Origin of the sequence: Frankia sp. Mgl5 (genome assembly GCF_023242985.1) — a bacterium.
Classification (GTDB): Bacteria; Actinomycetota; Actinomycetes; order Frankiales; family Frankiaceae; genus Parafrankia; species Parafrankia soli.
On record NZ_JALKFY010000047.1, the window covers coordinates 1 to 300 of the forward strand.

A 300-nucleotide genomic window follows, 5' to 3' on the forward strand; every position below is an offset into this window, starting at 1 on the left:
GTTTCTACCAGCGTCGGGTTTAGCGCGATCTTGTGACCCAACATCGGTACCAGACTCATGCTTTCCACCCCGCCGGCGACTACAATATCGCTGCTTCCCGCCATAATTTGTTGCGCGGCGTAAGCAATCGTCTGCAGACCGGAGGAGCAAAAACGGTTAACTGTAACGCCGGAGACGTTTGTCGGCAGACCTGCGCGAAGTCCAATCAAGCGGGCCATGTTCATGCCCTGCTCCGCCTCTGGTACAGCGTTGCCGATTATCACGTCGTCAATCTCTGTCGGGTCTAGCTGGGGAGTGCGT

Annotated in this window: 1 protein-coding gene; it reads right to left on the bottom strand. The window is 56.7% G+C overall.

Features of this window, described 5'->3' with window-relative positions:
- The coding region (locus tag MXD62_RS08300; RefSeq protein ID WP_285223992.1) for a beta-ketoacyl synthase N-terminal-like domain-containing protein at nt 1-300 on the bottom strand (300 nt) is incomplete at both ends.